The 19,833-nt window shown below is 71.7% G+C and carries 19 protein-coding genes; 11 read left to right on the top strand and 8 right to left on the bottom strand.

Going from position 1 to position 19,833, the window contains the following annotated elements; genetic code table 11:
* Positions 1–46: 46 nt before the first annotated feature.
* The 4 genes from OHU34_RS30235 (at position 47) to OHU34_RS30220 (ending at position 3,586) form a co-directional block, all read left to right on the top strand.
* Entirely contained in the window at positions 47–1,801 is a 1,755-nt protein-coding gene (locus OHU34_RS30235; protein ID WP_142263898.1) for an NAD+ synthase, read from the top strand.
* Positions 1,802–1,868: 67 nt separating this feature from the next.
* Entirely contained in the window at positions 1,869–2,423 is a 555-nt protein-coding gene (cpt, locus tag OHU34_RS30230; protein ID WP_142263899.1) for a chloramphenicol phosphotransferase CPT, read from the top strand.
* A gap of 309 nt (positions 2,424–2,732) precedes the next feature.
* The gene (locus tag OHU34_RS30225; protein ID WP_405769288.1) at positions 2,733–3,158 is read left to right on the top strand and encodes a polyketide cyclase; all 426 of its coding nucleotides are present in this window, start codon (positions 2,733–2,735) and stop codon (positions 3,156–3,158) included.
* Entirely contained in the window at positions 3,158–3,586 is a 429-nt protein-coding gene (locus tag OHU34_RS30220; protein ID WP_405769286.1) for a MarR family winged helix-turn-helix transcriptional regulator, read from the top strand. The genes OHU34_RS30225 and OHU34_RS30220 overlap by 1 nt, the downstream gene beginning before the upstream one ends.
* A 52-nt stretch (positions 3,587–3,638) precedes the next feature.
* Here the strand turns inward: OHU34_RS30220 and OHU34_RS30215 are convergent, their stop codons facing one another.
* From OHU34_RS30215 to OHU34_RS30200, 4 genes are all read right to left on the bottom strand, one after another.
* Positions 3,639–4,862 (bottom strand): MFS transporter, encoded by a 1,224-nt coding sequence (locus tag OHU34_RS30215; RefSeq protein ID WP_142263902.1) that lies wholly within the window; start codon positions 4,860–4,862, stop codon positions 3,639–3,641.
* A 109-nt stretch (positions 4,863–4,971) separates the two neighbouring features.
* Positions 4,972–6,033 carry an endonuclease/exonuclease/phosphatase family protein gene (locus OHU34_RS30210; RefSeq protein ID WP_142263903.1) on the bottom strand — a complete coding sequence of 354 codons (1,062 nt, stop codon included), beginning with the start codon at positions 6,031–6,033 and terminating at the stop codon, positions 4,972–4,974.
* A 182-nt stretch (positions 6,034–6,215) separates the two neighbouring features.
* Positions 6,216–6,866 (bottom strand): TetR/AcrR family transcriptional regulator, encoded by a 651-nt coding sequence (locus tag OHU34_RS30205; protein ID WP_405769281.1) that lies wholly within the window; start codon positions 6,864–6,866, stop codon positions 6,216–6,218.
* A gap of 86 nt (positions 6,867–6,952) precedes the next feature.
* Complete coding sequence (locus OHU34_RS30200) at positions 6,953–8,548, bottom strand: MFS transporter (RefSeq protein ID WP_142263904.1); 1,596 nt, start codon at positions 8,546–8,548, stop codon at positions 6,953–6,955.
* Positions 8,549–8,729: 181 nt separating this feature from the next.
* Here OHU34_RS30200 and panB point away from each other — a divergent pair, with 181 nt between their 5' ends.
* The 3 genes from panB to OHU34_RS30185 all read left to right on the top strand — a co-directional run bounded on the left by panB (position 8,730) and on the right by OHU34_RS30185 (position 11,578).
* Positions 8,730–9,596 carry a 3-methyl-2-oxobutanoate hydroxymethyltransferase gene (panB, locus tag OHU34_RS30195; RefSeq protein WP_054238008.1) on the top strand — a complete coding sequence of 289 codons (867 nt, stop codon included), beginning with the start codon at positions 8,730–8,732 and terminating at the stop codon, positions 9,594–9,596.
* A 141-nt stretch (positions 9,597–9,737) separates the two neighbouring features.
* On the top strand, positions 9,738–10,763 hold the full coding sequence (locus OHU34_RS30190) for an ATP-binding cassette domain-containing protein (protein ID WP_142263905.1): 1,026 nt from the start codon (positions 9,738–9,740) through the stop codon (positions 10,761–10,763).
* Positions 10,760–11,578 (top strand): ABC transporter permease, encoded by an 819-nt coding sequence (locus tag OHU34_RS30185; protein ID WP_142263906.1) that lies wholly within the window; start codon positions 10,760–10,762, stop codon positions 11,576–11,578. The genes OHU34_RS30190 and OHU34_RS30185 overlap by 4 nt, the downstream gene beginning before the upstream one ends.
* Before the next feature lie 84 nt (positions 11,579–11,662).
* On the opposite strand, the gene OHU34_RS30180 is transcribed toward OHU34_RS30185, so the two are convergent.
* A complete protein-coding gene (locus OHU34_RS30180; protein ID WP_405769277.1) occupies positions 11,663–15,070 on the bottom strand; it encodes an AfsR/SARP family transcriptional regulator in 3,408 nt (1,135 codons plus the stop codon).
* Between the two features lie 173 nt (positions 15,071–15,243).
* On the opposite strand from OHU34_RS30180, the gene OHU34_RS30175 reads away from it, so the two are divergent.
* Positions 15,244–16,044 carry a site-2 protease family protein gene (locus tag OHU34_RS30175; RefSeq protein WP_405769274.1) on the top strand — a complete coding sequence of 267 codons (801 nt, stop codon included), beginning with the start codon at positions 15,244–15,246 and terminating at the stop codon, positions 16,042–16,044.
* On the opposite strand, the gene OHU34_RS30170 is transcribed toward OHU34_RS30175, so the two are convergent.
* Together OHU34_RS30170 and npdG are read right to left on the bottom strand one after the other, a co-directional pair.
* Positions 16,034–16,252 carry a hypothetical protein gene (locus OHU34_RS30170; RefSeq protein WP_142263909.1) on the bottom strand — a complete coding sequence of 73 codons (219 nt, stop codon included), beginning with the start codon at positions 16,250–16,252 and terminating at the stop codon, positions 16,034–16,036. The two genes, OHU34_RS30175 and OHU34_RS30170, sit on opposite strands and share 11 nt — an antisense overlap.
* A 62-nt stretch (positions 16,253–16,314) precedes the next feature.
* Positions 16,315–17,043, bottom strand: coding sequence for an NADPH-dependent F420 reductase (gene npdG / locus OHU34_RS30165; RefSeq protein ID WP_142263910.1), 729 nt, complete (start codon positions 17,041–17,043; stop codon positions 16,315–16,317).
* A 103-nt stretch (positions 17,044–17,146) separates the two neighbouring features.
* Here npdG and OHU34_RS30160 point away from each other — a divergent pair, with 103 nt between their 5' ends.
* On the top strand, positions 17,147–17,743 hold the full coding sequence (locus tag OHU34_RS30160; RefSeq protein WP_054238014.1) for a hypothetical protein: 597 nt from the start codon (positions 17,147–17,149) through the stop codon (positions 17,741–17,743).
* Between the two features lie 115 nt (positions 17,744–17,858).
* On the opposite strand, the gene OHU34_RS30155 is transcribed toward OHU34_RS30160, so the two are convergent.
* Complete coding sequence (locus OHU34_RS30155) at positions 17,859–18,092, bottom strand: hypothetical protein (protein WP_405769269.1); 234 nt, start codon at positions 18,090–18,092, stop codon at positions 17,859–17,861.
* Positions 18,093–18,149: 57 nt separating this feature from the next.
* Between OHU34_RS30155 and map the strand changes: the two genes are divergently transcribed.
* On the top strand, positions 18,150–19,007 hold the full coding sequence (gene map / locus OHU34_RS30150; protein ID WP_142263911.1) for a type I methionyl aminopeptidase: 858 nt from the start codon (positions 18,150–18,152) through the stop codon (positions 19,005–19,007).
* A gap of 113 nt (positions 19,008–19,120) precedes the next feature.
* A complete protein-coding gene (locus tag OHU34_RS30145; RefSeq protein WP_142263912.1) occupies positions 19,121–19,768 on the top strand; it encodes a heme oxygenase (biliverdin-producing) in 648 nt (215 codons plus the stop codon).
* Positions 19,769–19,833: the final 65 nt, after the last annotated feature.

The following is a 19,833-nucleotide window of genomic DNA, read 5'->3' as shown; positions in this document are numbered from 1 at the left end:
CCCCGCGCCCCCCCATCGCGTCGCATTGACGATTACACTGATGCGCGTGCCTCAACTTCGTCTCGCTCTGAACCAGATCGACTCGCGCGTCGGCGACCTCGTCGGCAACACCGAAACGATCCTCCGCTGGACCCGGCACTCCGCCGAGCAGGGAGCGCATCTCGTGGCGTTCCCGGAGATGGCGCTCACCGGGTACCCCGTCGAGGACCTAGCCCTGCGCTCCTCGTTCGTCGAGGCCTCCCGCACGGCCCTGCGCGAACTCGCCGTCCGCCTCGCCGACGAGGGCCTCGGCGAACTGCCGGTGGTCGTCGGCTACCTCGACCGGTCCGAGGGCGGCCGGCCGAAGTTCGGCCGCCCGGCCGGCTCGCCGCGCAACGCGGCCGCGGTGCTGCACAACGGCGAGGTGATCCTGACCTTCGCCAAGCACCACCTACCGAACTACGGCGTCTTCGACGAGTTCCGCTACTTCGTGCCGGGCGACACCATGCCGGTGCTGCGGGTGCGTGGCGTCGACGTGGCCCTCGCGATCTGCGAGGACCTCTGGCAGGACGGCGGCCGGGTCCCCGCGGCGCGCTCCGCCGAGGCCGGTCTGCTGCTGTCCATCAACGCCTCCCCCTACGAGCGCGACAAGGACGACACCCGTCTGGAGCTGGTCCGCAAGCGGGCCCAGGAGGCCGGCTGCACCACCGCCTACCTCGCGATGATCGGCGGCCAGGACGAGCTGGTCTTCGACGGCGACTCGATCGTCGTCGACCGCGACGGCGAGGTCGTGGCGCGGGCGCCGCAGTTCTCCGAAGGGTGCGTGGTCCTGGACCTCGACCTGCCCGCGGCCTCCGCCGACGCTCCGACGGGTGTCGTGGACGACGGTCTGCGCATCGACCGCGTCGTGGTGTCGCAGGACCCCGTCCCGGCGTACGAGCCCGAGCTGAGCGGCGGGTACGCGGAGCGGCTGGACGACGCCGAGGAGATCTACTCGGCGCTGGTCGTGGGCCTGCGCGCGTACGTCGCGAAGAACGGCTTCCGGTCGGTGCTCATCGGGCTGTCGGGCGGTATCGACTCCGCGCTCGTCGCGGCGATCGCGTGCGACGCGGTGGGCGCGCAGAACGTGTACGGCGTGTCGATGCCGTCGAAGTACTCGTCCGAGCACTCGAAGGGCGACGCGGCGGAGCTGGCGCGCCGGACCGGTCTGAACTTCCGCACGGTCCCGATCGAGCCGATGTTCGACGCCTACATGGGCTCGCTCGGCCTGACGGGCCTGGCGGAGGAGAACCTCCAGTCGCGGCTGCGCGGAACCCTGTTGATGGCCGTCTCCAACCAGGAGGGCCACATCGTCCTCGCCCCCGGCAACAAGTCGGAGCTGGCGGTCGGCTACTCGACCCTGTACGGCGACTCGGTCGGCGCGTACGGCCCCATCAAGGACGTCTACAAGACGTGGATCTTCCGGCTCGCGGAGTGGCGCAACCGCGCCGCGGCCGAGCGGGGCCAGACCCCGCCGATCCCCGAGAACTCGATCTCCAAGCCGCCGAGCGCGGAGCTGCGCCCCGGCCAGGTCGACACCGACTCGCTCCCGGACTACCCCGTCCTGGACGCGATCCTCGAGCTGTACGTCGACCGGGACCAGGGCGCGGACGCGATCGTCGCGGCGGGGTACGACCGTGAGCTGGTCGTCAAGACCCTCCGCATGGTCGACACCGCCGAGTACAAGCGGCGCCAGTACCCGCCGGGCACGAAGATCTCGGCGAAGGGCTTCGGCAAGGACCGCCGTCTGCCGATCACGAACGGCTGGCGCGAGTCGGTCTGACGGCCACCCCTCCCCGCGCTCCGAAATACGTTTCGGCCCGGGTCCGCGGCGCCCCTACGGTGGCGCGATGACAACTCAGGTGATCGTGCTGAACGGCGGCTCCAGCTCGGGCAAGTCCGGGATCGTCCGGTGTCTCCAGGCGGTCCTGCCGGATCCGTGGCTCGCCGTCGGGGTCGACTCGCTGCTCGAAGCCATGCCCGCGTCCCTGCGGGCCTCGGCCGCGGGCATCGAGTTCACCGCGGACGGCGGGGTGAGTGTCGGGCCGGAGTTCCGGACGCTCCAGACGGCGTGGCGGGAGGGGGTGGCCGCGACGGTCCGCGCGGGCGCCCGGGTCGTCATCGACGACGTCTTCCTCGGCGGAGCCGCGTCCCGGCAGGAGTGGCGGCAGGTCCTCGCCGGACTGGACGTGCTCTGGGTGGGCGTCAGATGCGAGAGCGCGGTCGCCGCGGGCCGCGAACTCGCCCGCGGGGACCGGGTCCCGGGCATGGCCGCCTCCCAGGCGGACCTGGTCCACCAGGGCGTCGACTACGACCTGGAGGTGGACACCACCCACACCGAGTCCTTGGACTGCGCGCGAGCGATCGCCGCCCGCATCAGGTGTGACGTCGGCCGACCCTCCTGACGGACGCGGGGCGGCACGGGGCGGGGCGGGACAGGGCGGGCGATCGTCCGCCCGGGTTCCGATCGCCCCTGCCGGGCCGGCGGACGGCGTCGACCCGAGCCTGTGGCGGATGCCGGGCGGCAGCCGCGTGGCCTGCGCGGCGACGTACGTACTCCGGCAGCCCCGCCGACGACCCCGCCACCCACCAGGCAACCCGCCAGGGTCCCTCCGCGCGGCCACCGACCCACCGAGGTGATCGTCGCCGCACGCTCGACATTTAGTCTGCGCGCAGATAATCTACGGATACATCATCTGATCGAGGGGGCCCGCATGTGGGAGTACGAGCACAGCATCGAGACCGACGCCACGCCCGAGGCGATCTGGCAGCTCTGGGCCGATGTGCCGAACTGGGTGACCTGGAACGCGGAGATCGAGAAGATCGAGATCGACGGTCCGTTCGCGGCGGGCGCGCTGATCACCATGACACCGCCCGGGGACGACGCGATCGTGCTGCGCGTCGCCGAGGCCGTCGTAGGGGAACGGTTCGTCGACGAGGCCCGCTTCGGCGACCTGCTGCTGCGCACCGTCCACCGGATCGACCCGATCGACCCGATCGACCGGAGCAGGGTCCGGGTGGTGTACCGGATGGAGATCACCGGCGCCGGCGCGGACGAGGCCGGCCCGCAGATCGGCCCGGCCGTCACGGCCGACTGGCCCGACACCATGGCCGCGCTGGTCGGACGGGCTCGGCGCTGATGCCCCTCAGCCCCGGCGAGAGCCCCGGATTCCTGCTGTGGCACACCACACTGCGCTGGCAGCGCGAGATCGCCGCCGCCCTGACCCCCCTGGACCTCACCCACGTGCAGTTCGTGCTGCTCGCCTGCGCCTGGTGGCTCAACGGGCAGGGCGAGCACCCCAATCAGCTGGCCCTCGCCCAGCAGGCCGGCACGGACGTCAAGATGACCTCCCAGGTGCTGCGCACCCTGGAGAACAAGGGGCTCATCGAGCGTGAGGTCGACCCGGCCGACACCCGCGCCAAACGGCTGCGCGTCACCGATACGGGCGCCGACCTGGCCCCGCGGGCGATCGCCGCGGTCGAGCAGGCCGACGCGCTGTTCTTCCAGCCGGTGTCCCGCGACGACGTGACAGCCCTGCTCGGCCGCCTGGCCCGTCCGGAAACCTGAGATGCGGTGGCCCGCGCGTCGCGGGCCACCGCATTTCACTCCTGGAGGGACGTCAGTGACGGACCCCCGCCTCGACGGTCCGCGGCACGTGTGTCGCGACGACGCGCTCGCGGCCGGTGGCCCGCGGGGTCCGGCGGGCGTCGACCGCGGCCGCGACGCCTGCCACGACCAGGCCCAGGGCCGCCAGCACCGCTCCCGCCAGTGCGGGCGAGGTCACACCGAGGCCGGCCGTGAGGGCCAGGCCGCCGAGCCAGGCGCCGCCCGCGTTGGCCATGTTGAACGCGGCCTGGTTGGCGGAGGAGGCCAGCGACGGGCCAGCGGCCGCCTTCTCCATCACCATCAGGTTGAGCGGCGAACCGGTCACGAAGGCCGCCACGCCCAGCAGGACCACGGCCAGCGCGCCGCCCCACGCGGTCGTCATCAGCAGCGGGAACAGGGCCAGGACGACCACCAGGGAGGTCAGGCCGCCGAACAGGGTCGGGCGCATCGCGTGGTCGGCGAGCCGCCCGCCCAGCAGATTGCCGATCGTCGCGCCGACGCCGAACAGCGCGAGCAGCAGCGTCACACTGGAGTCGGCGTAACCGGCGGAGTCCGTCAGCATCGGGGTGATGTAGCTGTAGGCGGAGAACAGGGCGCCGAAGCCGGCCACCGTCGTGCCGAGGGCCAGCCACACCGGCAGCGAGCGCAGGGCCGCCAGCTCGCGGCGCAGCCCGACGGCGGGCGCGTGGGCGTGGTCGCGCGGGATCAGCAGGGCCAGGGAGGCGATCGCCGCCAGGCCGATCACGCTGACGCCGAGGAAGGTCGCGCGCCAGCCGAGTTGCTGGCCCATGAGGGTGGCGACGGGGACACCCGCGATGTTGGCGACGGTCAGGCCGAGGAACATCAGCGACACCGAGCGGGCCTTGCGTTCCGGGGCGACCATGTTGGTGGCCACCACCGCGCCGACGCCGAAGAACGCGCCGTGCGGGAGACCGCTGAGGAAGCGGGCGGCCAGCAGCGAGTCGTAGCCGGGGGCGAAGGCCGACAGGGCGTTGCCCACGACGAACAGGCTCATCAGGGAGATCAGGACGGTCCGGCGGGACATCCGTGCCGTGACCGCGGCCAGCAGCGGCGCGCCGATGACGACGCCGAGCGCGTACGACGAGACCAGATGTCCGGCCGTCGGGATCGAGACATGCAGGTCGTCCGCGACGTCGGGCAGCAGGCCCATCATCACGAACTCCGTGGTGCCGATTCCGAAGGCACCCACGGCCAGGGCGAGCAGGGCCAGGGGCATGGAGGACTTGACCTTTCAGGGAGAGTGGGTTCCGTTCAGCATACGTGTCGTATGTTCAAGTACGGAACAAAGTCTCCTCGGCCCGCTATTCCGGCGAGTGACCCCCTGGTCAAGGTGTGGTGACCTTCACACGCGCCGCCACCGGCAGATGATCGCTGCCCGTCTGCGGCAGCGTCCAGGAGGTGACCGGCTCCACGCCCTTCACCATGATCTGGTCGATCCGCGCCATCGGGAACGACGCGGGCCAGCTGAAGCCGAAGCCGCTGCCCGCCGCGCCCTGCGTGGAGCGCATCTGGGAGGTCACGGCGTTGAGCGAGCGGTCGTTCATGGTGCCGTTGAGGTCGCCGAGCAGGACCACCCGGGTCAGCTTCTCGTCGGCGATCGCCTCGCCCAGCGCGTCCGCGCTCTTGTCGCGCTGGCGGGCGGTGAACCCGGCCTGGAGCTTCACCCGCACCGACGGCAGGTGGGCGACGTAGACGGCGACCTGTCCCTCCGGTGCCGTGACCGTCGCCCGCATCGCGCGCGTCCAGCCCAGCTTGATGTCGACCGGCTTCACCGCGCTCAGCGGGTACCTGCTCCACAGGCCGACCGTGCCCTGCACCGAGTGGTACTTGTACGTCGCCGCCAGCGCCTTCTCGTACACCGGCACCGCCGTGGCGGTCAGCTCCTCCAGGGCCAGCACATCCGCCTCGGACGCGGCCACGTCACGGGCGGTGCCGGCCGGGTCCGGATTGTCGGCGTTGACGTTGTGGGTGGCGACGGTGAGGTCGCCGCCGCTGCCGGTCCGGTCGACGAGAAGTCCGCCGAAGAGGTTCAGCCAGACCACGGCCGGAAGGACGACGGCGATCAGCGCGATCGCCGACTTGCGCACCAGCGCCAGCACCAGCAGCACCGGCACGAACACACCGATCCAGGGCAGGAACGTCTCCGTGAGACTGCCGAGGTTGCCGTAGCGGTTGGGGATGCGTGAATGCAGCCCCATCACCAGGGAGAACACCAGCGCGAACCCGGTGAGGACCAGACCCCGCCGCCAGATGCGCGGATCACCTCGCCAGCCCGCGCCGATCCGACCGAACAGGGTGCCGATCAGGCGCCGGAGCCGAACTCCCCGAGGCTCGGGACCCGAGCCTCCGTTGCCGTCCGTCTCCGTCATGTACGCCTGCTGCGCCATACCGTCGCCTCACTGCCTGCCTTGCACACCGTCCGTTCCCCCGGGTACGACCCTAGGGGATGATCGGCTTTGATCTCGCCGTCCCGTGACGGCCGTACGGGCACGAGGACGACCGGTGTGGTCCCACGGGTTCCGGCCCCGGGCCACAGGGCCCGGTCTGTGACGAAACGCGCACATGGGGGCTACCGCGTCGAGGAACTGACGGGGCGTAGCCCGGCGAGCAGCGTGTCGACGATGCGCGCGGGGAGGTCGGCGGGGAGATCGGCGTCGGGGCGCATGATCGCGCGGACGAGCATGGGGCCCACGAAGATGTCGTTCACCAGTTCCACATCCAGGTCGGCGCGCAGTTCGCCGTTCTCCTGACCCCGGCGCAGGACCTCGACGGCCATCCTGCGCCGGGGTTCTATCGCCGTGTTGTGGTACGCCGCCCAGATCTTCGGGCTGCTCTTCATCTGGGCGTGGACGTTGTGCAGGATCGCCGAGGAACGGTTGGCGAGACCCCTCCGCCGCAGCGCTTCGAGGAGTACGACCAGGTCGTCGCGCATGGAGGTGCCGGGGAGTTCGGGGTCCTGCGGTTCGGCGGCGCGCAGCACGTCGACGAAGAGTTCCTCCTTGCCGCTCCACCGGCGGTAGATGGCGGCCTTGCCGACGCCTGCGGTACGGGCGATGCGCTCGATGGAGATCTCGGCGAGTGAGACCCCGTCCTCCAGCAGCTTCATCGTGCCCTCGATGATGGCCCGTTCGACGGCCTCGCTGCGGGGCCGCCCCCGGACGGGCTGCTCCCCGCTCACGCCGGCCGCCGTGACGGTGGTCCCCCTGTCGCCGAGGCTCACGTGTTCGATCCTTTCGTCGCGGTGGGGGAATTGTCGCCCAGCGGGTGGGTGGGGCGGCTGTTCCCGGCCGCCCCGGCCCTCGCCCCCTACGGCTTCGTCCGCATCAACTCCCCCTCCTCCGCCGTGTCCTGCGGCGCGGGCTTCGGCCTGCCCGGCAGGAACACGGCCACCACGACCGCGCCCACAGCCGCGACCCCGGCCCCGCACAGGGCGGTGATGTGCATGGCGTGCAGGAAGGCGTCGTTGGCGGGGGCGACCAGCACCTTGCCCTGGTCGCCGAGTTTCGCGGCGATCCCGAGCGTCGCCTCGATGGACTCGCCCGCGGTGTCGCGCAGGGCCGCCGGCAGCGTGCCGAGGTGCCCCTCGATGCCGTTGCGGTACGACGCCGACAGCACCGAGCCGAGTACGGCGATGCCGAGCGCGCCGCCGAGCTGGCGGAAGGTGTTGCTGAGCGCGGAGGCGGAGCCTGCCTTCTCCCGGGGCAGCGCCTGCATGATGACCACGCTGGTGGGGGTCATGACATGGGCCATTCCGGTGCCCATGCAGAAGAAGACGATCTCCAGGAGCCAGATCGGGGTGTCGGCGTCCAGCGTGGCGAAGGCGACCAGGGTCGCCGCGAGGACGACCATCGCCCCGGTGGTCGTGGCCCGGACCCCGAAGCGGTCGACGACCAGCCGGGCGCGCGGCGCGAAGATCAGCTGGGCGGCGGCCAGCGGCAGCAGGAGCAGACCGGACTGCAGCGGGGAGTAGCCGCGCACGCTCTGGGTGTAGAAGACCGAGAAGAAGGTGACGCCCATCAGCGCGAAGAAGACCAGGGTGATGACGGCCATCGCGGCCGAGAACACCTTGTTCTTGAAGTAGTCCATGTCGACGGACGGATGGTCGCTGCGCTTCTCGTACACCACGAACGCGACGAGGACGAGCAGGCCGGCCGCTATGGTCGCCAGCACGGTCGGGTCCGTGAAGTCGGCGAGTTCGCCGCCCTTGATGATGCCGTAGACGAGCAGGACCAGGCCGACGACCGACAGGACGACGCCGACGAGGTCGACGCGGCCGGGGTTCGGGTCACGCGACTCGGGCACCAGCCACAGCATCAGCCCGAACGCGAGCAGCACGATCGGCACGTTGATGAGGAAGACCGACCCCCACCAGAAGTGGTCGAGCAGCAGACCGCCCGTGATGGGGCCGATGGCGATCGCGAGCCCGACACCGCCCGCCCAGATGCCGATCGCCTTGGGCTGTTCCTCGCGCTCGAAGACGTTCATCAGGACGGCGAGGGTCGCGGGCATCACGAAGGCGGCACCGACGGCCATCAGCGCGCGGAACGCGATGAGCTGGGCCGGCGAGCCGGATTCCGCGGCGAGCGCGGAGCCGATCCCGAAGACGGCGAGCCCGCCGAGCAGGACCTTCTTGCGGCCCAGCCGGTCACCGAGGAGACCGGCGGTGAACAGCAGTCCCGCGAAGACGAGCGTGTAGGAGTTGATCGCCCACTCCAGCTCGCTCTGGGTGGCGCCGAGGCCGGTCGGGGCAGGTGTCGAGATCGTCTTGATCGCGACGTTCAGGATCGAGTTGTCGAGCACCACGATCAGCAGGCTCAGCATCAGGACACCGAGGATCGCCCAACGACGCCGGTGCACCGCTTCCGGTATCCGCGGAGCGGTGGGGACGGCAGGAGTAGTCATGGCGTCGAGCGTAGGACACTTCCGATACGAGACCGTCTCGTATCGATTCCTCTTACCGGTTTTCTTACTGAGGCTTTACCCACAGGGGGCGCTCTGGCCCTCCCTGGCACGAAGTGCCACCATGGGTGGTGGTCCGGGGACGCCGTGAGGGCGCCTCGAGATGACGTAAGGAGCCGTTGCAATGACGCAGCTTTCGGCTGCCCGCACGAATGCCTCCGACGGCAGCAAGGCGCTGTACGGAGGCAAGGGCACACGCCGCATCACCGTTCGCGACATCGGCCTCGCCAAGGAGCGCGGCGAGAAGTGGCCCATGCTCACCGCCTACGACGCGATGACCGCCTCCGTCTTCGACGAGGCCGGGATCCCGGTGATGCTGGTGGGCGACTCGGCGGGCAACTGCCATCTGGGGTACGAGACGACCGTGCCCGTCACCCTCGACGAGATGACCATGCTGTCGGCGGCGGTCGTACGGGGCACCAGCCGTGCGCTGATCGTCGGAGACCTGCCGTTCGGCTCCTACCAGGAGGGACCGGTGCAGGCACTGCGCTCGGCGACCCGGCTGGTGAAGGAGGCCGGGGTCGGGGCCGTGAAGCTGGAGGGCGGTGAGCGCTCGCACCGCCAGATCGAGCTCCTCGTCGAGTCCGGCATCCCGGTCATGGCGCACATCGGCCTGACTCCGCAGTCCGTGAACGCGATGGGCTACCGCGTGCAGGGACGCGGCGAGGAGGCGGCCCAGCAGCTGCTGCGGGACGCGAAGGCCGTGCAGGACGCGGGCGCGTTCGCGGTGGTGCTGGAGCTGGTTCCGGCCGAGCTGGCCGCCGAGGTCACCCGGGTGCTGCACATCCCGACCGTCGGCATCGGCGCGGGGCCGGAGACGGACGCCCAGGTACTGGTGTGGACCGACATGCTCGGGCTGACCGGGGGCCGGGTGCCGAAGTTCGTCAAGCAGTACGCGAACCTGCGTGAGGTCATGGGCGACGCGGCGAAGGCCTTCGCCGAGGACGTCGTCGGCGGAACGTTCCCGCTGGACGAGCACAGCGTCCACTGAGCCATTTCCGCACCACCGCAGCCCGCCGATCTTCCCCCGTCGGCGGGCTGCGCTCTTTCGCGCCGGTGGCTGTCGGAAGGATGTCGGTGCTGTCGGCGTCCTGTCGGTGGTTTGTCGGTGGGGGTCGGCAGAGTTCCTGTCATGACGCGAATCGACAAGAACCCCAGTGGCGCGGGAAGCGCTGTAACCGTTCGGGGGTTGGTCAAGCACTACGGCGAGACCAAGGCACTGGACGGCGTCGACCTCGATGTACGGGCCGGAACCGTGATGGGGGTGCTCGGGCCGAACGGCGCCGGGAAGACGACCCTCGTGCGGATCCTGTCCACCCTGCTGGCCGCCGACAACGGGCAGGCGACCGTCGCCGGCTACGACGTCGCACGCCAGCCCCGGCAGCTGCGCCGGGTGATCGGGCTCACCGGCCAGTACGCCTCCGTGGACGAGAAGCTCCCCGGGTGGGAGAACCTGTACCTCATTGGGCGGCTGCTCGACCTCCCCCGCAAGGAGGCCCGGATCCGGGCCGACGAGCTGCTGGAGCGGTTCTCGCTGACGGACGCCGCCAAGCGGCCCGTCGGCACGTACTCCGGCGGTATGCGGCGCCGGCTCGACCTCGCCGCGTCGATGATCGGCCGGCCGCAGGTGCTGTTCCTGGACGAGCCGACCACCGGGCTCGACCCGCGCACCCGCAACGAGGTGTGGACCGAGGTCAAGGCGATGGTCGGGGACGGGGTCACCGTGCTCCTGACCACCCAGTACATGGAGGAGGCCGAGCAGCTCGCCTCCGAGCTGACCGTCGTCGACCGGGGCAAGGTCATCGCCGGCGGCGGCATCGAGGAGCTGAAGGCCCGGGTCGGCGGCCGGACGCTGCGGGTGCGGCCCGCCGACCCGCTTCAGCTGCGGCCGCTGGCGAGCTGGCTCGACGAGCTCGGCATCACCGGGCTCGCCACCACCGTCGTGGACGCCGAGCGCGGTTCCGTCCTGGTTCCGGTGCTCAGCGACGAGCAGCTGACCGCCGTGATCGGCGCGGTCAGCGCGCGCGGCATCACGCTCACCTCCCTGACCACCGAACTGCCCAGCCTGGACGAGGTCTTCCTGTCCCTCACCGGCCACCGGGCGAGTGCCCCGCAGGACGCCCAGCCCACCGAGACCCGCGAGGAGGTCGCCGTATGAGCGCGGCCACGATCGACATCAGCACGACGACCGACGCGCGCATCCCGTTCCGCAGCCACCTGCGGCACACCGGCGCGCTGATCCGCCGCAACCTGCTGTGGATCCGGCAGGACCCGGAGTCGATGTTCGACGCGGTCCTCTTCCCGGTGATCTTCACGCTGCTGTTCGTGTACGTCTTCGGCGGCTCGATCGGGCAGTCGCTGGGCGGCGGGCAGGAGGCGTACGTGCAGTACGTCATCCCCGGGCTGCTGGCCATGATGGGGATGAACATGGCGCAGGGCGTGGGCACCGGCTTCAACACGGACTTCAACTCCGGGGTCATGGACCGCTTCCGGTCGCTGCCCATCGGACGGGGCTCGGTGCTCTTCGCCAAGATCGTCGTGGAGCTGATGCGCATGCTGGTCGCGTGCGTGATCCTCGTGGTGGTGGCCGTGCTGGTGGGCTTCGACATCACCAACTGGCCCGGCCTGTTCGCCGCCGTGGGGCTGGCCACGGTGTTCGGCTCGGCACTGATGTGGGTGTTCCTCACCCTCGGCGTGATGATGAAGAGCGCGCAGTCCGTGCAGGCGATGGGCTTCCTGGTGCTGATGCCGCTCCAGTTCGGCTCGTCGATCTTCGCCCCCACCCAGTCGATGCCGGGCTGGCTCCAGAACTTCACCGAGTACAACCCGCTGTCCTCGCTCGCCGACGCGGCGCGCGGACTGATGGTGGGCGGGCCGGTCGCGCACGGGCTGTGGGTGACGCTGGCCTGGTCGATAGGGCTCACCGCGGTGATGGCACCGGTCGCGATCCACAAGTTCCGCACGAAGACCTGAGCCGGACGCCGAACGGGTCACGTCGGGACGCGGCGACACGCGTCGGGACGTGGCAGCACGCGCGTCGGGACGCATCAGGACGATTCACACCAGGGCGGTGGCCTCCTCGTAGGAGAGGCCACCGCCTTCGGCGTACGCGCTCTCGAACTCCGCGTCGCCGAGCGCGCCGCGCGTCCGGGCCATGGCCAGGTCGCGCGCCTCGCGCTCCACCCGCGGGGGTACGTGGCGCGGCGGCAGCAGGGTGTCGGCGGAGCCCAGGCAGCGGGCGGCGTCCGCGGCGCGGCCGCCGCCGTCCACACCTACGAGGGCGGTCGCGGCGATGAAGAGATAGAAGGAGCGCATCTGCGGGGCGATGGCCACGGACAGCGGATCCGTGGCCCGTTCCAGTGCGGCCCGGATGCCGGTCAGGGCCTGCGCGGACCGGCCGTCGATCGCATCCAGCCAGGCCTCCGCGCCCAGGATGAAGGAGTGGAAGACCGCGAAGTGACCGAAGTCGAACTCCTCCCGCAGCAGGTCGAGTTGCTCGCGGGCTTCGGTGCGGCGACCGGTGGCGGCCAGCCAGCCGGCGAGGAAGAGGCGGGCGATGTGCATGGCCTCGTTCACCGCGCGCTCCTCGCCGGCGATCACCTCGCGCAGCACGCGTTCGCCCCGCTCCTCGTCACCCGCCTCCAGCAGCGCGCTGCCCAGCCGGGCGGCGAGGACCGCGGACTGGGAGCGGGCGCCGAGCCGTTCGGCCTGCTCGATGGCACCCTCGTAGTCGGCGGCGGCCTCGAGGTACGCGCCCAGGCGTTCGTGCGCCTCGGCACGGGCCGAGAGGGCCTCGGCGGTGCCCCAGGCGTCGCCGAGGCGCTGGAAGATCTCCAGGGCCTCGGCCGCGTCACCGAACGCGCTCCCGGCCCAGTCGGCGCGGTTGGCGAGGATGTTGGCGCGCAACTGGAGGCAGGAGGCGAGCTCCCACTCGTAGCCGGGCGTCCGGCGGCAGGTGTCGACGTTGGCGTCGATGATGGCGCGGATGCGGTCCGGAGCGCCGGTCATCATCACGGCGAAGAACCAGAGCAGGCCGGGTGCGCGGCAGGTCTGCGGCAGTCCGGGCTCGTAGGTCTCGGCGATCAGCCGCAGCTTGGCCTGCGACGTCGCGGTCTGCCAGGTCTCCATCTCGGTGTCCATACAGGCCAGATGGGCCAGGTGGACCCCGCGCCTGGCCTCCGCGAGGACCTCGCCGGTCATCGGCGGCGGGGCGTCGATGCAGGACTTCCACACCGGCGCGGCCGGGCGCAGCGGTTCGGCGAACGGGTCGGGGCTCAGGGCCATGGCCTCGACGCACCAGGTACGGGCCTCGATGCGCAGATCGCGCATCTGCCAGTACCAGACGAGTGACAGGGTCAGGCAGAGCGCCTCCTGCTCGTCCCGGGCCGCGACGGCGCGGCCCAGCGCGGTGCGCAGGTTCTCGTACTCCAGCTGGAAGCGGTCGATGGCGTCCCGCTGCCCGGGGCCGCGCAGCAACGGCTCGGTGGTGCGGGCGAGTTCGCGGTAGTACGTCAGATGCGCCCGCTCGGCCGCCGCCCGCCGCCCCGACTCGTCCAGTCGCTCGCCCGCGTACTCGGCGACGGTCTCCAGCAGCCGGTAACGCATGTCACCCCGGGGGTCGGGAGCGGCGACGACCAGCGACTTGTCGACGAGCGAGGCGAGCAGATCGAGCGAGGCGAGGGAGTCGTGGCCCGTGCGGGAGGCGGCGGCCGGGCCGCACACCGCCTCGACGGCGGCGAGGTCGCAGCCGCGGGCGAAGACCGACAGGCGGGCCAGGACGTCGCGTTCGTCCTCGTCGAGCAGGTCCCAGGACCAGTCGACGACGGCCCGCAGGGTCTGCTGGCGGGGCAGGACGGTGCGGCTGCCGGAGGTCAGGAGGCGGAAGCGGTCGTCGAGCCGGCCGGCGATCTGACGGGGCGTCAGCATCCGCAGCCGGGCGGCGGCGAGCTCGATGGCGAGCGGCAGGCCGTCGAGCCGACGGCAGATCTCCGCACAGGCCGCCGCGGTGTCGTCGTCGGCGTCGGGCCGGAATCCCGGGCGGGCGGCCGCGCCCCGGTCGGCGAGCAGCCGCAGCGCCACCCGCTCCGGCAGCGGAGCCAGCGGGCGCAGCACCTCCCCGGGCACACCGAGCGGCTCACGGCTGGTCGCCAGCACCGTCACCTCGGGGCAGCGCGCCAGCAGTTCCTCGACGAGCCGGGCGGCGGCCTCGACCACATGCTCGCAGTTGTCGAGGACGATCAGCATGCGGCGGCGGGCGCAGTGCTCGACGAGACGCTCCAGGGGGTCGTCGTGGCGCTCGGCGGCGACCCGCATCTCCTCGGCGCCGGCGCCGTACAGCACGGTCTCGCGGGCTCCCACGGCGGTGAGGACGGCCTGCGGCACGGCGTCCGGGTCGGCGACGGGCGCGAGTTCGGCCAGCCAGACGCCGTCGCGCGCGGTGTCCCGTACGGTCTCGGCGGCCTCCTGGGACAGCCGGGTCTTGCCTGCCCCGCCGGGCCCGAGCAGGGTGACGAGCCGCGCGCTCGCGAGGTCCCCCCGGATGGCGGCGATGTCGGCCTCCCGGCCGACGAAGGAGGTGAGCCGGGCGCGGAGGTTGCCGAGGGGCGGGGGCGGCAGGGCGGAGGAATCCGGTGCGGACGGCGCCCCGTTCGGGCTCGCGGGCCCGAAGGGACGGGCCCCTTTCCCGGGGCCTGCCGAAGCGCCGGGGCCTCTCGGATCGCCGGCGCCTCCCGGATCTCCGGGGGTGAGCAGCTCCGTGTGCAGGGCGCGCAGTTCGGGGCCGGGGTCGGTGCCGAGGCGGTCCGCCAGCAGCCGGCGGACCTCGTCGTACGCGGCCAGCGCCTGAGCGGTGCGGCCCGCCTCGCGCAGGGCGCGCAGCCGCAGGGCCTGGAGGGGCTCGTCCAGCGGATGGGCGTCGCACAGCGCGGTGAGTTCGGGCAGCGACCGCTCGGCCTGGCCGAGGGCGATCGCGGCGGTGTGCCGGGCGCGCACCGCGTCGAGGCGGCGGGCCTCCCAGCGGGCCGCCTCGGCGGCGCGGTCGGGCAGGTCGGCGAGGGCCGGCCCCTGCCACAGGGCGAGGGCGTCGTCGAGGACGACGGCGGCCTTGGCGGGGTCGCCGTCGGTGAGCGCGCGGATGCCGTCGCCGGTCAGCCGCTCGAAGCGGTGCAGGTCGACGTCGTCCGGGGCGGCGGCCAGCCGGTAGCCGCCCTCGGCGGAGTCGATCGCGCCCGCCCCGAGGGCCCGGCGCAGCCGGCCGACCAGCGCCTGGAGCGCGCCCGGCGCGTCGGCGGGCGGGTCACCGGCCCACACCTCCTCGACCAGCAGCCCGGCGGGTACGCTCCGCCCGGCCCGCAGCGCCAGCACGGCCAGCAGGGCACGCAGCCGCGCTCCGCCGACGGCGACGGGGACACCGTCCGGACGGAGTGCCTGGGTGGTGCCGAGGATGCGATAGCGCACGGGGTCCATTCTCTCCGGTGGGATCGACGTCGGTCACGGGGTTCCGGCGGGGTGGCGCGAGCCGGTTGCCCGCACGTTTCGTGCCCCAGGAACCGGGCGCCGGCCACGGGACGTTTTCCCGGTATGCCCGGGCCGGGTACGGTCGGGCAGTTCCACACACGCGTACGAGCTCAGGGGGCCCCATGACCACCGCCACCACCCGCAGTGCCGAGCGGAGGATCAGTCCCGTCTTCCTCGGCATCCTGGCCGTGACGGCGGTCACCGGCTGGGCGACCTGGACGGGCTTCGCCGAGCAGCCGGGCGTGGCGGTGTTCCTGTTCGTGACGGCCGCCTGGATCGTGTCCCTGTGTCTGCACGAGTACGCACACGCGCGTACCGCCCTGCACAGCGGTGACATCTCGGTCGGCGCGAAGGGGTATCTCACGCTCAACCCGCTGAAGTACACCCACGCCCTGCTCAGTGTGGTGTTGCCGGTGCTGTTCGTGATCATGGGCGGGATCGGTCTGCCGGGTGGTGCGGTCTTCATCGAGCGCGCGCGGATCCGGGGGCGGTGGCGGCACAGTCTGATCTCGGCGGCGGGTCCGCTGACGAACGTGCTGTTCGCGGTGGTGTGCACGGCGCCGTTCTGGCTGGACGCGCTGGACGGCGTGCCGGCCGACTTCCGGTTCGCGCTCGCCTTCCTCGCCCTGCTCCAGGTCACGGCGGCGATCCTGAACTTCCTTCCGGTCCCCGGTCTGGACGGCTACGGGGTCATCGAGCCCTGGCTGTCGTACGACGTCAAGCGGCAGGTGGAGCCGTTCGCGCCGTTCGGGCTGCTGTTCGTGTTCGCGCTGCTGTGGGTGCCGTCCGTCAACGGAGTCTTCTTCGACATGGTCGACGCGGTGCTGCGCGCTCTCGGGATCGGCGACGTCGAGACGTACTGCGGTCAGTCGCTGTACCGCTTCTGGCAGGGCACGAACGAGTTCTGCGCGGTCAGCCGGTGACGTCGGCGTCCGCGGCCCTGCGCAGCTTGTCCCGCCTCACGTAGTACCAGGTCATGTTGGAGGACAGGCCCGCGAGCAGCACCCACACGATGCCCAGCAGACTGCCCTGGACGAAGGAGACGACCGCCGCGGCCACCGCGAGTACGCAGACGACGAGCGTGTAGAGGGCGAGTCGCCGGGCCGGGCTGGGCGGGGGAAGGGAGGACATGGCTCCGGGTTCTCCTGTCGGGGGACACTGCTGGGCTGCTCCGACCAGTGTCCCCCATACGCTCACACGTCCGTGACGCGCAGCCCGGCGTGGGCCTTGTAGCGGCGGTTGACGGAGATCAGGTTGGCGACCAGGGACTCGACCTGGTGGGCGTTGCGCAGCCGCCCGGCGAAGACACCCCGCATGCCGGGGATCCGGCCGGCCAGCGCCTGTACGAGCTCCACGTCGGCGCGCTCCTCGCCCAGCACCATCACATCGGTGTCGATCTCGTCGATCTCCGGGTCCTGGAGGAGGACCGCCGAGAGGTGGTGGAAGGCGGCGGCGACCCGGGAGTCCGGCAGCAGGGCGGCGGCCTGCTCGGCGGCACTGCCCTCCTCCGGCTTCAGCGCGTAGGCGCCCTTCTTGTCGAAGCCGAGGGGGTTGACGCAGTCGACGACCAGCTTGCCGGCCAGCTCCTCGCGCAGGGACTCCAGGGTCTTGCCGTGGCCGTCCCACGGTACGGCGACGATCACGATGTCGCTGCGGCGCGCGGTCTCGGCGTTGTCGGCGCCCTCGACACCGTGCCCGAGCTCGTCGGCGGCGGCCTGGGCGCGGTCGGCGGCACGCGAACCGATGATCACCTTCTGGCCGGCCTTGGCGAGCCGGTAGGCGAGACCCTTGCCCTGCGGGCCGGTCCCACCGAGCACGCCGACGACCAGTCCGGAGACGTCGGGGAGGTCCCACGGGTCCTTGGCGGGGGCCTTCGCCGGGGCGGCCGCGGTGGCGTTCTGTGCACTGTCGGTAGAGGTCATGGGCCGACTTTACGTGGGCGTGCCGAGCGGCCCTTCGTCATGTCGGGTGAACGAGGGGCGAACCCCGGGCGGGCGGCGGCCGGTTGCGGCACGATACGGCCGCATGGACGCCGTAAGGGTCGCGCTGCTGCGTGAGGTGCTCGCCGGGACCGAGTGGCTGGGGGCCACCCGGAGGTTCGCCGGGGTGCTGCGCGGGTCGGTCGTCTCGTACGGGGGCGGGCTGCTGCTGGTGGGCACGGCGGCGTACGAGCCCTGGCATCTCGCGGCGCATCTGGTGGACGAGGCCGCGTGGTCGGGTACGCCGGAGCTGGCGCCGACCCTCGTCCGGCATGCCGCGCGTCCCTCCGACCCGGCGCATCTCGCGGTCGGCCTGGGCCGGATCGAGGCGGCCAGGCGGGGCGAGACGCTGCTGGTGGCGTCGCCGTCGGGGGACGCACCGCTGCTCGAGCGGGTGTCGGACGCGCGGCGGACCGGCGTCATGATCCTGGCCCTCGGCCCGGGCGAGGGGGAGCTGACGGCCCTGGCCCACGAGACGCTGGCCGTGCCGGACGGCTCCGAGCTGGACCTGGACACCGTGCAGCACCTGGTGAGCGCGGCCGCCGGCGAGACGCTGCCCCCGACGAGAGGGCGCCGGCGCTTCGCCGACCGCCTCTCCCACCTGGCCGAACGCCTGACGGCACCGCCGCCTCCCCCCTGGTGACCTGCCCTGCCCCGCCTGCCCACGATCCGCCACCGGTCCAGCGGTCGGGAAGGGCGCTGTGCGTGGGCGCGGTGGGGCTGCCGGCGCGTGGTGGATCGCGTGACCGGTCGGGTGATCAGTCGTCGTCGGTGGCGCCGCCCGCCGGGGCGTCGTGCCACTTGGGGTCGTTCTCCCACTGGAGGTTGCGTTCGCGGGCGGTCTGCATCGCGTGCTCGGCCTCCGCGCGGTTGGCGTACGGGCCGAATCGGTCCTTGGCCGGGCACTCCGGCCCCTCCTCGACCTCCTTGTGCTCCAGGCAGTAGTACCACTCGCCCGGCTTGCCGGCGGTCGACTTCTTGAACAGGGGCATGACGGCTCCTTTCGCCATCGACATGTTCCCCCACAGCCGCTCGTTAGACTCACTGGCATGTCTGGCCAGTCGCTGCTCGTCCCCGGGGAGCTGTCCCCCATCCGTTCGGTGCCCGGAAACATCCGCCGCCCCGAGTACGTCGGCAAGCCCGCCCCGACGCCGTACACCGGGCCGGAGGTGCAGACGCCCGAGACCATCGAGGCGATGCGCCGGGCCGGCCGGATCGCCGCGCAGGCGATGGCGGAGGCCTCGAAGCTGATCTCGCCGGGGGTCACCACCGACGAACTGGACCGGGTGGCGCACGAGTACATGTGCGACCACGGCGCCTATCCGTCGACGCTGGGCTACCGCGGCTTCCCCAAGTCCCTGTGCACGAGCGTCAACGAGGTCATCTGCCACGGCATCCCGGACTCGACGGTCCTGCGCGACGGCGACATCGTCAACCTGGACGTGACGGCGTACATCGGCGGGGTGCACGGCGACAACAACGCCACGTACCTGGTCGGGGACGTCGACGAGGAGTCGCGGCTGCTGGTGGAGCGGACGCGGGAGTCCCTCGATCGGGCGATCAAGGCGGTCCGGCCCGGCCGGCAGATCAACATCATCGGACGGGTCATCGAGTCGTACGCCAAGCGGTTCGGGTACGGCGTGGTGCGGGACTTCACGGGGCACGGGATCAACTCCTCGTTCCACTCCGGGCTGATCGTCCCGCACTACGACAGCCCGCACGCGACGACCGTCATCCAGCCCGGGATGACGTTCACGATCGAGCCGATGCTGACCCTCGGCACCCACGAGTACGACATGTGGGACGACGGCTGGACGGTGCTGACCAAGGACCGCAAGCGGACGGCCCAGTTCGAGCACACGCTGGTGGTGACCGAGACGGGCGCGGAGATCCTCACGCTGCCGTGACACGACCGAAGGCCCGCTCCCTGCTGGGGGCGGGTCTTTTCTTGTACGCTTTTACCGACAAGGCGTCGGCAAACCCATTGACTTAGGTAAGCCTTACCTCAAAGGATGTGGGCATGGACTCGTTCTCGACACTCATCCGCACGGCCTCCCACGAGCAGCACGTGGAGGCCGAGACCTCGACGTTCATGAGCGACCTCCTCGGCGGCAGGCTCGGCGTCGAGGCGTACGCGCGCTACACCGAGCAGCTCTGGTTCGTCTACGAGGCGCTGGAGGCCGGCGCCGAGCGGCTGGCCTCGGACCCGGTGGCCGGGCCCTTCATCCGGTCGGAGCTGTTCCGGCTGCCGGCGCTGGAGCGGGATCTCGCGCATCTGCGGGGCGCCGGATGGCGGTCGGGTGCGTCGGCGCTGCCGGCGACCGAGGCGTACGCGGCGCGGGTGCGGGAGTGTGCCGAGCACTGGCCGGCCGGGTACATCGCCCACCACTACACGCGCTACCTGGGCGACCTCTCCGGCGGGCAGATCATCCGCGACAAGGCGGAACGGACCTGGGGCTTCGAGCGCAAGGGCGACGGCGTCCGCTTCTACGTCTTCGAGGAGATCGGCAACCCGGCGGCCTTCAAGCGGGGGTACCGGGAACTGCTGGACGGGGTGCGCGCGGACGACCTGGAGAAGCAGCGGATCGTGGGCGAGTGCAAGCGCGCCTTCGCGCTGAACACCGACGTCTTCCGGGCCCTGGGCGAGGAGTTCTCGCTGTCGGCGTGAGCGGTCTGCACGGGCGGACGGAAACGGAGCGGGCCCCCTCGCCGCACTCACGGCGAGGGGGCCCG

Source organism: Streptomyces sp. NBC_00080, assembly GCF_045041255.1.
Taxonomy (GTDB): Bacteria; Actinomycetota; Actinomycetes; order Streptomycetales; family Streptomycetaceae; genus Streptomyces; species Streptomyces coriariae.
The sequence above is the reverse complement of the archived record's forward strand: the minus strand, read 5'-3'. Positions and strand labels throughout refer to the sequence as shown.

Coding starts and splice junctions, on each gene's coding strand:
- cpt (WP_142263899.1), top strand. CDS start 1,869: ATGACAACTCAGGTGATCGTGCTGAACGGCGGCTCCAGCTCGGGCAAG.
- OHU34_RS30225 (WP_405769288.1), top strand. CDS start 2,733: ATGTGGGAGTACGAGCACAGCATCGAGACCGACGCCACGCCCGAGGCG.
- OHU34_RS30220 (WP_405769286.1), top strand. CDS start 3,158: ATGCCCCTCAGCCCCGGCGAGAGCCCCGGATTCCTGCTGTGGCACACC.
- OHU34_RS30215 (WP_142263902.1), bottom strand. CDS start 4,862: ATGCCCCTGGCCCTGCTCGCCCTGGCCGTGGGTGCCTTCGGAATCGGC.
- OHU34_RS30210 (WP_142263903.1), bottom strand. CDS start 6,033: ATGGCGCAGCAGGCGTACATGACGGAGACGGACGGCAACGGAGGCTCG.
- OHU34_RS30200 (WP_142263904.1), bottom strand. CDS start 8,548: ATGACTACTCCTGCCGTCCCCACCGCTCCGCGGATACCGGAAGCGGTG.
- panB (WP_054238008.1), top strand. CDS start 8,730: ATGACGCAGCTTTCGGCTGCCCGCACGAATGCCTCCGACGGCAGCAAG.
- OHU34_RS30190 (WP_142263905.1), top strand. CDS start 9,738: ATGACGCGAATCGACAAGAACCCCAGTGGCGCGGGAAGCGCTGTAACC.
- OHU34_RS30185 (WP_142263906.1), top strand. CDS start 10,760: ATGAGCGCGGCCACGATCGACATCAGCACGACGACCGACGCGCGCATC.
- OHU34_RS30180 (WP_405769277.1), bottom strand. CDS start 15,070: ATGGACCCCGTGCGCTATCGCATCCTCGGCACCACCCAGGCACTCCGT.
- OHU34_RS30175 (WP_405769274.1), top strand. CDS start 15,244: ATGACCACCGCCACCACCCGCAGTGCCGAGCGGAGGATCAGTCCCGTC.
- OHU34_RS30170 (WP_142263909.1), bottom strand. CDS start 16,252: ATGTCCTCCCTTCCCCCGCCCAGCCCGGCCCGGCGACTCGCCCTCTAC.
- npdG (WP_142263910.1), bottom strand. CDS start 17,043: ATGACCTCTACCGACAGTGCACAGAACGCCACCGCGGCCGCCCCGGCG.
- OHU34_RS30160 (WP_054238014.1), top strand. CDS start 17,147: ATGGACGCCGTAAGGGTCGCGCTGCTGCGTGAGGTGCTCGCCGGGACC.
- OHU34_RS30155 (WP_405769269.1), bottom strand. CDS start 18,092: ATGCCCCTGTTCAAGAAGTCGACCGCCGGCAAGCCGGGCGAGTGGTAC.
- map (WP_142263911.1), top strand. CDS start 18,150: ATGTCTGGCCAGTCGCTGCTCGTCCCCGGGGAGCTGTCCCCCATCCGT.
- OHU34_RS30145 (WP_142263912.1), top strand. CDS start 19,121: ATGGACTCGTTCTCGACACTCATCCGCACGGCCTCCCACGAGCAGCAC.